At 56.1% G+C, this 11,565-nt stretch carries 13 protein-coding genes; 5 read left to right on the plus strand and 8 right to left on the minus strand.

Annotation, left to right across the window (positions count from 1 at the left end; translation table 11 throughout):
* Positions 1-2,379 (plus strand): DUF637 domain-containing protein (locus BK658_RS20590; RefSeq protein WP_185019873.1); only part of this gene is annotated, 2,379 nt, incomplete at its 5' end.
* Positions 2,379-2,837, plus strand: coding sequence for a hypothetical protein (locus BK658_RS20595; RefSeq protein WP_123583922.1), 459 nt, complete (start codon positions 2,379-2,381; stop codon positions 2,835-2,837). The genes BK658_RS20590 and BK658_RS20595, both read left to right, overlap by 1 nt.
* A gap of 288 nt (positions 2,838-3,125) precedes the next feature.
* Here BK658_RS20595 and BK658_RS20600 read toward each other — a convergent pair whose 3' ends face one another.
* From BK658_RS20600 to BK658_RS20620, 5 genes are all read right to left on the minus strand, one after another.
* Positions 3,126-3,392: a short-chain dehydrogenase gene (locus BK658_RS20600; protein ID WP_123583923.1), complete on the minus strand. Its 267-nt coding sequence runs from the start codon at positions 3,390-3,392 to the stop codon at positions 3,126-3,128.
* Complete coding sequence (locus tag BK658_RS20605) at positions 3,389-3,673, minus strand: DUF3077 domain-containing protein (RefSeq protein ID WP_123583924.1); 285 nt, start codon at positions 3,671-3,673, stop codon at positions 3,389-3,391. The genes BK658_RS20600 and BK658_RS20605 overlap by 4 nt, the downstream gene beginning before the upstream one ends.
* Before the next feature lie 481 nt (positions 3,674-4,154).
* Positions 4,155-4,763 (minus strand): hypothetical protein, encoded by a 609-nt coding sequence (locus BK658_RS20610; protein WP_123583925.1) that lies wholly within the window; start codon positions 4,761-4,763, stop codon positions 4,155-4,157.
* Between the two features lie 8 nt (positions 4,764-4,771).
* Positions 4,772-5,371, minus strand: a complete 600-nt coding sequence (locus tag BK658_RS20615; protein ID WP_123583926.1) for a papain-like cysteine protease family protein — start codon at positions 5,369-5,371, stop codon at positions 4,772-4,774.
* 270 nt (positions 5,372-5,641) lie between these two features.
* A complete protein-coding gene (locus tag BK658_RS20620; protein WP_123583927.1) occupies positions 5,642-6,379 on the minus strand; it encodes a DUF899 domain-containing protein in 738 nt (245 codons plus the stop codon).
* Between the two features lie 192 nt (positions 6,380-6,571).
* Between BK658_RS20620 and BK658_RS20625 the strand changes: the two genes are divergently transcribed.
* Positions 6,572-6,964: a transcriptional regulator gene (locus tag BK658_RS20625; RefSeq protein WP_123583928.1), complete on the plus strand. Its 393-nt coding sequence runs from the start codon at positions 6,572-6,574 to the stop codon at positions 6,962-6,964.
* Here the strand turns inward: BK658_RS20625 and BK658_RS20630 are convergent.
* Positions 6,961-7,830: a DUF6279 family lipoprotein gene (locus tag BK658_RS20630; RefSeq protein ID WP_123583929.1), complete on the minus strand. Its 870-nt coding sequence runs from the start codon at positions 7,828-7,830 to the stop codon at positions 6,961-6,963. The two genes, BK658_RS20625 and BK658_RS20630, sit on opposite strands and share 4 nt — an antisense overlap.
* A gap of 176 nt (positions 7,831-8,006) precedes the next feature.
* Entirely contained in the window at positions 8,007-8,195 is a 189-nt protein-coding gene (locus BK658_RS20635) for a hypothetical protein (RefSeq protein ID WP_017337097.1), read from the minus strand.
* A 352-nt stretch (positions 8,196-8,547) separates the two neighbouring features.
* On the opposite strand from BK658_RS20635, the gene BK658_RS20640 reads away from it, so the two are divergent.
* Positions 8,548-9,384 carry a CvfB family protein gene (locus BK658_RS20640; protein ID WP_019692453.1) on the plus strand — a complete coding sequence of 279 codons (837 nt, stop codon included), beginning with the start codon at positions 8,548-8,550 and terminating at the stop codon, positions 9,382-9,384.
* A 97-nt stretch (positions 9,385-9,481) separates the two neighbouring features.
* Entirely contained in the window at positions 9,482-10,411 is a 930-nt protein-coding gene (locus tag BK658_RS20645; protein WP_123583930.1) for a DMT family transporter, read from the plus strand.
* Here BK658_RS20645 and BK658_RS20650 read toward each other — a convergent pair.
* The gene (locus tag BK658_RS20650; protein ID WP_123583931.1) at positions 10,359-11,537 is read right to left on the minus strand and encodes an MFS transporter; all 1,179 of its coding nucleotides are present in this window, start codon (positions 11,535-11,537) and stop codon (positions 10,359-10,361) included. The genes BK658_RS20645 and BK658_RS20650 overlap by 53 nt on opposite strands.
* Positions 11,538-11,565: the final 28 nt, after the last annotated feature.

Below are 11,565 nucleotides of genomic sequence, written 5' to 3' on the forward strand. Positions count from 1 at the left end.
GAGCAGCACTCGTACAGCAAAACCAAGGAAGTGAAGAGCCAGGAGGACCATGTTCACCAGGTGTCCACCACTCTCACCGCCGGCGGCAATGTCGCGCTGAGCGCGGGCAAGGACTTGACGCTGATTTCCAGCCGCATCAACGCGGGCGACGAAGCGTACCTGGTGGCGGGCGACAAGCTTGAACTGCTGGCCGCACAAGACAGCGATTACTCGCTGTATGACATGAAGAAAAAGGGCAGTTGGGGCAGCAGTAAAACCCAGCACGATGAAGTGACTCAGGTCACGAACGTCGGCAGTGAAATCAAGACCGGCGGGGACCTGACACTGGCCAGCGGTGGGGACCAGAAGTATCAGGCGGCCAAGCTTGAAAGCGGTAAGGACATCACGCTGCAAAGCGGTGGCGCCATCACCTTTGAAGGGGTGAAGGATCTGCATCAGGAGAGTCATGAGAAGAGCGACAGCGACCTCGCCTGGACTTCTATGGAAGGTAAGGGCAGTACTGATGAAACCCTGCGACAGAGCAAACTGCTGGCCCAAGGCAATCTGGTGATCAAAGCCGTCGACGGCCTGCACATCGACGTCAAGCAGATCAACCAGAACACCGTTAGCCAGACCATTGACGCAATGGTCAAGGCCGACCCACAACTGGCTTGGCTCAAAGACGCCGAGAAGCGTGGGGATGTGGATTGGCGGCAGGTTAAGGAGATGCACGAGTCCTTCAAGTACAGCCATTCCGGGCTGGGCCAAGGGGCGATGCTGGCGATCATTATTATCATCACGGTGCTGACGGCGGGAGCGGCGAGTGCAGCGGTGGGGACTGCGGCTGGTGCTGGCGCCGGCTCAGGCACTGCAATGGCTGCTGCGGGCACTTCCGCGATGGTTGAAGCTGGTACGGCTGTAGGAACCGCCGCCGCTGGATGGGGCAACGTGGCTGCCGCCGCAATGCTGACCTCAGCTGCCAGTGGGGCAGCAATTAGCACAATCAACAACAGAGGCAACGTTGGGGCTGTGCTCAAAGATGTCACTTCCAAGGAAAGCCTTAAAGGTTATGTGGTTGCCGGAGTCAGCGGTGGTATAGGGAATGCGAGCGTTGGTGTTCGATTAGCGGTTAACTCTGCGTTGAAAACAGTCGCCAATGGCGGAAAGTTCAAAGACAACCTCGCCCAGGCCGCGATCGGAATGGCCGCAGATATGCTCAGCGGGGCGATCTACGACAAGGTCGGCGATCGTTTGTTAGGTAGCGGTTTGCCGACCAAGGTTGCAGTTCACGCCATAGTAGGTGGTTTGATCGGTGAGGCGGCAGGCGGAGACTTCACTACTTCGGCGCTGGCGGCTGGAGCAAACAAAGCGTTGGTCCAACTGGTGGGGGACAAGATTTTTCCTGGCGAAGCTCATAACCAAGTGCTGGCCATGACTTCTCAACTGCTGGGTATGACTGTTGCGGCGGCGGCCGGTGGTAGTGATAAGGATCAGCAAGTAGCTGGATGGGTAGCACAGCAGGCCACGGTTAACAATTACCTAAACCATAAGGAGGTTGAGGGCTTAATAGAAGAGTCCAGAACCTGTGCTGCCACTAATACCTGTGAGCAGGTTAGAAACAAATACGCAGATTTGAATGATGCCAACGAGAAACGGCTGAAATCGTTTTGCGACGCTGATCCAAGCGGGTGTAAAGCAGCATTTCAAGATTTGGTGGCGGATTACAACAAGACACACGAACTCATTTCTCAAGCGCGGGTATCCGGTGATATTCCGGAGGAGATGAAACGAGTACTTGCGACTGCTCAGTTGATGAACCAAACCACTCAAATTCGCCTTGTGGAGGCGGGGATAGCATCGGGAGCAGCGCAAGCTGCTAGCGATTTTGCGGGGCGGTTTGGTGTTGATGTCAAGCCCGAAACGGTGGGGAGTTTTGCCAAGTGGTCGGCTATACTCTTTGGGGCAGGGAAGGCTGCCGGCAGCTCTTCCCCGAAAACAGCAGTTCAAGAGCTTGAGGTGGACTCTTATCAAAATTTGAAATTAAGAGAAGTGGTTGGAGATGGCCTAGAGCATGATCATATCCCTTCATTTGCTGCGTTACGTACGGCGAAGGAAGCTGAGTTAGGTCGTCCCCTTACTGAAGTGGAAACGAAGGCTCTATATCAAAATGCTACTGCTGTAGAGGTGTCGAGAGATGTACATATTGCAGGTACTACTTATGGCGGAAAAAATACGCCTGCACAGATTCAGCGAGATGCGGCGGATCTCTGCGGTGCTGTTTGTCGTGATACAGACGCATTGCGAACAAGCTTAACGAGTCGAGGTTATGACTCGAAGCTTGTGGAAGAGACAGTTCAAAAAATCGTGGAAAGAAATCGGCAAATAGGGGTTATTAAATAATGAATATTTGGTCGGATTTTGTTCTGGCCCTTGGTCAAAAAGAGGCTGGGGACGTAGTAGAGAATGTGTTTCGGCGGATTGGAGAGTCTCCGAGTGTTTCAGAAACTCCAGATAGTTATAATGATCCGTTAGGGAAAACTAAGTTTTATAAATTTTATGAGTCGGGTTTGGAATTTGGATTTCGTTCTGGGAAACTGAATCATGTGCATTTTTTTGTGCAAGATCATGAGGGGTATTCAGCTTATAGGGGGGATATGCTTGGTCGAGTCGCGCAAGTCTGGAACTGTAAAGAAGTTGTTAGAGAGTTAGGTATTGCTAGTAGAGCGGGGGAGGGTAGGGTCGATATGCTCATCGGCTATGTACATCAATGGATGAGGTATGAGTATGGGGAATATGCGCTACGTATGGAGTTTTCTCAAAATGGTGATTTGTGGAAGGCAACTTTAATATCGACATAAAGATCGCTTCTATGAGCTGGACGAAAAGAGGACACCCATTAGCCGGTCTCAAGTCAAGGCTAATAGGTGTCCCCTTTTGGGTGCAGATCAATTGCAGCTTGGAAGGCTCCACCATCGGGCCCACTCCGAAAACGAATCTTACCCTCAAATAAATCGTACCCCGCGATGAGGTAAATGGTTATCGCGGGGTACGGCGTTGAACACCATCGCTTTGCAAGATTTTGCACGCTTGGCCTGAGGCTCAGTTCATCCTTCCCCGCAACGTGCGGGAACAGCCTATGCGTTACTTCAGTGCTGCGCCCGAATCTGGCGCCCCAATACATCCATCACATCGCAGCCATCACGCAGCAGCATGGCCGCTGCGTGGGCTATTTGCTGCACGTCTGCGCCTTTGGCATGGGCAATGTCGAGGCTGGCCAGGCTTTCCATCATCTGCGTGACCGCCAGAAACCGTGCAGCGGCGTTGCTGTGCAGCACCTCCAGCGGCGCTTGGGTGGCGACCAGCAGCACCGGGATGTCGCAATCGTTGTTGGTCATCGGCATGTGCGGGTTCATGCGTCCTCTCCCGGTTGGGCGGCGTGCAGTCCGTCGATCGAAGCCTGGAGCAGTGAGCGGGCGGTGCCGAGCATCTGCTGGCTGGCCCAGCGTAACGAGACGATGTGTTCCGGGGTGGTGGCGGTGGGGGCTTGATGGGCGAGGGCTTCGGCGCAGCTCAGGTAGACCGAGGCGTGTTCGAGTGCGTCGAGTAACGGGATGTCGGGTTGGACGGCGAACAGGTAGTGGTCGATGTGGTCGCAGCGGGCGAAGGGGGTGGATTTTGTGGTTGGATCGGTCATGGGTGTAGCTCCTTGGAAGTCAGAGAGCTGCCACTGGGTCGCCGTCAAACGAAATAGGGTGGCAACTGTGCGCAGGTTGACGGACCGGTCCAAGATACCCGGCGCACTCGAAAGTGCCCCGCACACAGTTACCATTAAGCTGTGCAGCGGGCACACAAGTGCACGAGCAAAGTTGAGGAACCATGCGCATCTTGGAATTGCCGAGCCGTCAAACCCGATCACGAATGAGTCGTGACAGGCGCGAGGATAGGGAGTGGGGCGAGGTCAGTCAATCGACCTAAGGTCTGACGCAGGTGGTTTGTTTGTAGGTTTGTTCCGGAACTGACAGTTGCCGTGTGCGCAGATACCGATGCGGAAAAGGGGACACCCATTAGCCGATCCCGCCCTGAACAAGGTTCACACCTGTTTCAGAACCAGACACTCACCAAAAAGCCCGAACACTGTCCGGGCTTTTTTACATTTCAGCTCACCAACAGCTGATTTAACTCCCCAACAATCCCGTAGTGTCCGCATCAAACAGTTTTTTGGTCTGGTTGGCGGCAGGCGTCAGCAGGGCGAGTATTTTTGCCTCGTTATACAACTGCGTACCGGCCAGGCTCTTGGGTGTCGGTTCTATCGGAATAATGACGTCCTCATTACTCGCGTCGTTTGCATGCAGCCAGATCGCCACAAAGTGCAGTGCCGAGACAAACAACACTCTTAGCTCATAGGATTTTCCCTGCAGGCTCGCCGAGTTTTCTGCCAGGTTCAGCGCGCTGACGGTGGCGGGGGCCATAGCGCCATGGTTCACCGATGAGAACTCGACATTGCCGTGTGCTTCGGTCAGCTCTGCATCGGCAATGGTCGTTCCATCGGAAAACACCAGGTAGTGCCAGTTACCTTGGGTGGCCGCTTTCAAGCCTTTACCCTGGGTCAAGTCTTCCAGGCTCAGTGAATAACCACGGTAAGGTTCGGAGAGGCTGATTTTGCTCGGGACGGCATTTGCAAACTGGCGGTTGATACCAAAGCCTTGTGTCTGCAAGGCCGCTTGAAGAGCGGGACGCAGTGCCTGTACGCCGTTGGAAGGCGCCATTGGGTAAGAAAGTTTCATGATGCCTCCTAGTTTTTCCGGGTGAAGTAAGTGTTGGTCCAGTTGCCGCCGCTGTTGTATGAGCCGGGGAACGAAGTCAATGCGCGCGTGGAATAGCCATAGATGGAATCTGCAACTAGTACATAGTTGCCGTTGGTCCCATAAAACGTCAGGAAGTGAGCACCACCGCCATACCAGGCAACGCGTATGCCGATGGGTCTTCCCATGTTGATCTGTTTTTCGATGGCGCTCATTTGAATCGAACCCTGGCTCATGCTGGCAAAGCTTCTTGTGGTCCTGAGGGCCGAGTCCAGATAGCCGTAAACGTTGCAGGGGCCCGGCTGGTTGCAGCAGGAGTTCCTGTCGAGTTCATCGTTGGCGACAACGCATTGGGTCCAGGACCCGGTGCCGTAATAGTTGCCAACAGACGCCGAAACCGCTGCCCAGCACCAGTTGGTTTGGGTTTGCCGCTGCATGCTGAAATTGAGACTGGCAGCGGCCAACGCTGCTTGCTCTACCGATGTTTCGATTTCGGCCAGTTCAGGGTTGATAAGGTGTTGGGACAGGCATTTGGGAAGGGCTTCGCCGGTGGCCGAACTTTTAAACTGTGTTTCTTCAGTCAGTAACATGATTCATCCTCCATGAATAAACGTAAGCGTCCAGCTTGGGTATGTGTACCTAATTGAAATAAAACTGCTTTTTAGCGGGTGAGGTATCGGCTTGCGCTATTTGCCATTTTCGATGGCCTGCTCCGATCGGGTCTCGCTGTAACCTTAGGATGCAATATGCGTTAGCGCAAATTTATAATGCGTTAATGCATTTTTTGTGGCGGACGTCTTCGAGTGGAGAGGGCGCTTGCACTCCCTCGCCCCAACCGGGGCGAGGGGCCGGCAGCATCATTACTCGCAGCCACAGTCTTTGGCGCCTGGCGCGGTCTCGTAACGATCGTGATGGCGCACCCATTTCATGCCTTGCTCTTCGTTGCGGCCCTTGGGCGTCAGGTCGAGGTAGTTATAGGCTCCGACCAGCAAGTCCAGACCGCGAGCGTAGGTGGAATAGGTGTGGAAGATTTCCCCGGCGTCATTGCGATAAAACACGCTCAGCCCCGGCAGTTCACCTTCAGTGCTGGTGCTTTTTTCGTAGTTGTAGGTCGCGGTGCCGTCCGCGAGTTCCTGATCGCTGATGGTCACCTTGTAGTCGGCGTTGAAGTCGCTGCCGGCCGATGAGACCCATTTGAACTTCCAGCCCATGCGTTTGCGGAACGCCTGGAATTCGCTGAGTGGCGCGTGGGAAACCACTACCAGCGAAATGTCGTGGTGGGCCAGGTGCAGGTTGGCGCCGTCGATGTGGTCGGATAGAAACGAGCAGCCGTGACAGCCTTCTTTCCAGCCCTTGCCAAACATGAAGTGATAGACGATCAGCTGGCTGTTGCTACCGAAAAGATCGGCGAGGCTTTGCCGCCCGTCGGGGCCCTCGAACACATAGTTCTTGTCGACTTTTACCCAGGGCAGTGCGCGACGTTCGGCGCTGAGTTTGTCGCGCTCCCGGGTAAAGGCTTTTTCGTGAATCAGATGCTGTTTACGGGCCGCGAGCCATTCTTCTCGGGACACGATCTTATGCTGTTGCACGCTGTTCATGACTGTTCCTCCTGCGAGGTGGGCGTGTTGTGGCTTACACAGCCTAGTCGTTTGGCCGACGCTGTAATCGACAAGCCGCTGATCGGTTGTCGCCGAGATCTACCCGCATGACAACCAGGTTGAACGGCTATCGATGGCGCCGGTCACAACCTATGAAAGGCATTTCACTCTCTGTCTGGAGGTTGATATCGGATGACGGCTTATAACTGGGATTTGCTTGAACGAATGCTGCACGAAGTGCAGAACAGCGCCGAGCATAGCTTTGCCCCGCGCGTCTACGCCGAGCAGCATGCGGCGGCGAAGGCTGCAGAGGGTGAGCCGATCGGCAATCTGGATGAGCTGAAAGTGACCGCCACCGAATATGAAAAGCTCCTGCTGGACCGTGGCTATATCGAGTCACGCCCCGAAAGCGAAGGTGGTAACGGCGAGAACTTCATCCTGACACCGCGCGGTTCGAGTCTGCTGAGCATGATCGACAGCAGTATTACGGGCAATGACCATCCACGGCAGGTGCTCGACGAGCAGGTGGATGCACTGGACCCGGCGACCTTTGATGAAGTGGCGTCTAAAGCGCAGATCGCTTAAGAGGCTCCCGCTACTTTTAAACACTTCAATGCGCTGAAATCGCTGCGCATCTTGTCGATTTTTTTCAGCAAGTGCTGGCGTTGATCGGCGGTACTGTCGGCCATCAGGTCGACAATCAGGCTGCGCGCCTCGGCTTCGGTGTGGGTGTAAGCCTGACGATACGCCGGGGTCCATAGGGTCTCGCGATCGACCAGCAGGGTTTCGATGCGTTGCGCAAAGTCGCTGCTGTGACGTTGTTCCACTGCTGCGCTGAACAGTGCCTGCCAATGAGCGCGGTTGGCGATCCATTGCTGATTTTGCTCGCCCAACGCGTTGGCCCAGGCAACAACCCGCTGCGCCTGAACAGTGTTGAGCGGACCAAGCCAGTCGTCCACGCGTTTATCCATCCGCTCGATGCGATGTTTGATCTGCTGTGCCAGCGGCGCTTTGAGGTATTTCTCCTGATGCGCGCGCTGGTCTTTGGCGAAGGCCTGTTTCATTTCATTGACCTGCTGGTCATTCAAGCCTTGCAACAACTCGACCGCCGACGGGGTGATTTCCCGGGCGGTCTGGGCAATGGCTTGCTTGGCTTCCAGGATGCGGGCTTGCAGTGCGGCGTCCGTGACTCGATTGGTTTCGACCATCTGCTGCAAACGGTCGAGCCAGTCGACGTAGCCGGGTATTTGCGTGGAGCAATGCCAAGTGAGGTGTTCCTTGAGACGTTCGCTGAGCCAGCCTTTCTGCTCGCTGTTCATGTCCAGGTAGTCGTTGAGCGTCCAGGGAATGATGATGTCGAGATTACGATAGGCCAGGCTCACTCGGTTGCAGGCCGATAGTGAGAGGCACAGGGTCAGGAACAGGGCCAGGTGTTTCAACCAGCGCGACATGAGCCAATCCTTGCAAGGGCGTAGTTCTGGTATCTGAATGCAGGATGGACCCGGTCGTTCAGCTGATCAAATAGAACGCACGTTTGGTCTTGAAGGATGTTGCAGGGGAGGAGGGTTCCAGTCCTAGCGCTTCGAAGCTCAAAGCGCTTAGGGACCAGGGTGACGCGAGGGGGGTATTACTTTTTGCCCAGGGTGATCTGTTTGGACGGGCCGAATGTCTGGCCGCTGACGCCTTTGGCAATTTGCTGGATCTCGCCGCCGGACTTGAGGAAAGCAGCAATCTGGTTGTTGATCGATTCGCTGGTTTCAACGGCTGGAGCTGGCTTTGCTTTGCTGTTGGATGCTTTTACACGCATGGCGGCCATTAACCTGTAGAAAATTAACTTGGCCAGGCATCGTACAGGAAATACTTGACAATTGCTTGGTAAATATCCCCCTGGAATAACCGAGGGTAGGGGTCGATTATTCATAAGTTGCTATTCGCAATAATCACCTAAGCTGCTGTTTTGAATAAGAACGCAGGCCTGAAAAGTACCGTGTATGGCTTACCGATATCAGCAGAATACCGTCCGGACGGTCTGACGAGCGGGCTCTGCCCTGGTGCAAAACCCAGGAAAAATGAGCCTTGCAGCGGATTTTTCTTCGCAAGCCGGCCAGTCACCCAACAGCACCGGCAAAACCGGGTAGAATGCCGCCCAAGCAATGAGGGTATTGGAAATGGCTTTAGTCGGGCGCTACAACAGCTTGCAAGTGGTTAAACACACTAACTTTGGTTTATATCTGGACGGTGGCGCGGATGGCGAAATCCTTCTGCCGAATCGTTATATCCCCAAAGATATTCCCAGCGAAGATGAAGACTGGCTGAACGTTTTTGTTTATCTGGACAGCGATGACAAACTCATCGCAACTACTGAAAAGCCGAAAGTTCAGGTCGGTGATTTCGCCAGTCTTAAAGTCGTTGAAGTCAACAGCATCGGTGTGTTTCTCGACTGGGGTCTGCCCAAGGACCTGCTGCTGCCGTATTCCGAAGAAAAGCGTCAGATGACCGCGGGCGAATACTGCGTGGTGCACGTCTACCTCGACAAGCACACCCGCCGTATCACCGCGACCGCGCGTCTGGATCGCTACCTGGACAAAACCCCGGCCAACTACAAACCCGGCCAGGAAGTTGACCTGTTGGTAGCCGAAGCGACCGATATGGGTTTCAAGGCGATCATCAACAACAAGCATTGGGGTTTGATCCACAAGAACGAAATCTTCAAGTTCATGCGTGCCGGCAAGGAAGAGAAGGGTTTCATCAAGGAGATCCGCGCCGACGGCAAGATCAGCCTGAGCCTGCAGCCCGTGGGCGAAGAAGCAGCCACCAGCTTGAACTCGAAGATTCTCGCCAAACTGCGCGACAACAACGGCACCTTGCCCGTCAGTGACAAGAGCGACCCGGCGCTGATCAGCAGTTTGTTCGGCGTCAGCAAAGGCAACTTCAAGAAGGCCATCGGCGCGCTCTACAAGAACGGCCAGATCGTCATTCATGCGGATCGAATTGAACTCAGCTGAGCCGAGCTGACCTGACCTGATTGCCCCGGCCAAGTACCGGGGCATTTTGTTTTTATTGAGTAACTGCCATGTCGTTAACCGTTCGCGAGGTTTCGCGGTGATTCCTACTCGGCGCAGCGCCGATGGTTTTGCCCTGCAAGTGATGCTCGGGTTGTGCCTGGTCTGGGGTATCCAGCAGGTCATGATCAAATGGGCGGCGGCGGACATCGCACCCGTGATGCAGGCCGCCGCACGTTCCGGGATTTCTGCATTGCTGGTGGGTTTGCTGATCTGCTGGAAGGGCGGCTGGAACCAGGTCGGCAGCACCTGGCGCGGCGGTTTGCTGGCGGGCGGCCTGTTTGCCACCGAGTTTTTGTTCATCGCCGAAGGCCTGAAACTGACCACGGCGGCGCACATGTCGGTGTTCCTCTATACCGCGCCGATCTTCACCGCATTGGGCGTGCACTGGCTGCTGCCGAGCGAGCGCTTGCGACGGTTGCAATGGCTGGGGATTTTGCTGGCGTTTATCGGCATTGCCGTGGCCTTTGCCGGGGGCGTGTCCTGGGACAATCTGGACCGGCGGATGCTGCTCGGCGATGCGTTCGGCGTTCTGGCCGGGGCTGCCTGGGGCGCGACGACCGTGGTCGTGCGCGCCTCGCGGTTGTCGGAAGCGCCGGCGACCTTGACCCTGTTTTATCAACTGATCGTCGGTTTTCTCGGTTTGTTGCTGATTGCCGCGCTAAGCGGGCAGGTCACCCACGTCCACCTGACTCAGGTGGCGGTGGCCAGCGTGCTGTTCCAAGGACTGGTGGTGTCGTTTTTCAGCTACCTGACGTGGTTCTGGCTGCTGCGCCGTTACCTGGCGTCGAACCTCGCGGTGTTCTCCTTCATGACACCGCTGTTTGGTGTCACCTTCGGGGTGTTGCTGCTCGGTGAGCCATTGAGTGTCAACTTTATCGTCGGTGCCGTGCTGGTGTTGCTCGGCATCACGTTTGTCAGCGCAGAACAGTGGGTGCGCCGTCGTTTGCGCAAAGCGCTGGAGCGTTGAGTGGACGCAGCAGCAAACCACCGGCTACCAGCATGCCGCTGCCAGCCACCATCAACGCCGGTTGCAAGCCACCACTGAAGTGGCTGCTCAGCGCGGCCAGCAATGGCCCGCTGAGCTGACCCACGGCAAAGCACGCGGTCAGCAGGCCGGCGTTGCGCTGGGTGGCCTGCGGCGCCAGTTCTCGCGAGCGTTGCATCACCAATTGCATGCAGGCCAGAAACGGCGTGCCACACAGAATCACCCCCAGGGCCAGACCAAGACCGCTGCCCAGCAGACAAGCGAAGACCCCGGCCGCTTGCAGCCACAGCTTCGCGATCAGCCAGTGCCGCGTGGCATTGGGGTTATGCGGGCGCAAACTCACCAATAGCACACCGGTGGCGGACGCCAGACCAAAACACGGCCAGAACAAATCGGCCTGCCATTGACCATGAAAGCGGGCACTGGCCATCTGCGACAGGAAGGTCGCAGGAATGATGTAGCCCAGGCCGTACAGTGCGTAGATCAAACCCAGTCGCGGGATACCGGCACTCTTTGAGGCGTCGGCCGTGGGGATGGCTGCCACGCTCGCGGTCGGTTGCGGCAGGATCGGCAGAATCACCAACAGCATTGCCAGGCCTACGCCGGCATACGCCAGCCACAAGGTCGCAGAGCTTTGTCCCAACAGGTTCGAGCCAAGAGCGAGCAAGCCCGTCAGAAAAATCCCCAATCCCGGCCCGGCGAATACCAGAGCGCCAAGCCGTGGACGCCCGGCGGCCATCGCCAATGGCTGACTCAATGCGGTGATCATTACCAGCACCCAGGCGCTGGCTACGCCGGTACCGAAGCGCAAAACCAGATGCGGCCAGAAGCCCTTGGCCCAGAACGACGCGAGGGTCAGTAGCACGCACAGCCACAATCCGCCGAGCAAGCGCCGGCGGACTTGCTCGGGGCGACGGGCGAACATCGAGTCCACGGCACCGATGAAGTAGCCCAGGTAATTGGCCGCTGCAATCAGACCAGCGGCAGTCAGGTCGATCTGACCTTCGCTGAGCAAATGCGGCAGCTGCGGAGTGAGCGCAAAGCGGCCAATACCCATGGCCATCATCAAGGCGATGAAGCTGGCGAGTAAGCGTACAAGTGGCGACATGATCAGGATTCCTGCAGCGGAGCAATGA

The sequence above is a fragment of the Pseudomonas brassicacearum genome (assembly GCF_003732175.1).
Classification (GTDB): Bacteria; Pseudomonadota; Gammaproteobacteria; order Pseudomonadales; family Pseudomonadaceae; genus Aquipseudomonas; species Aquipseudomonas brassicacearum_G.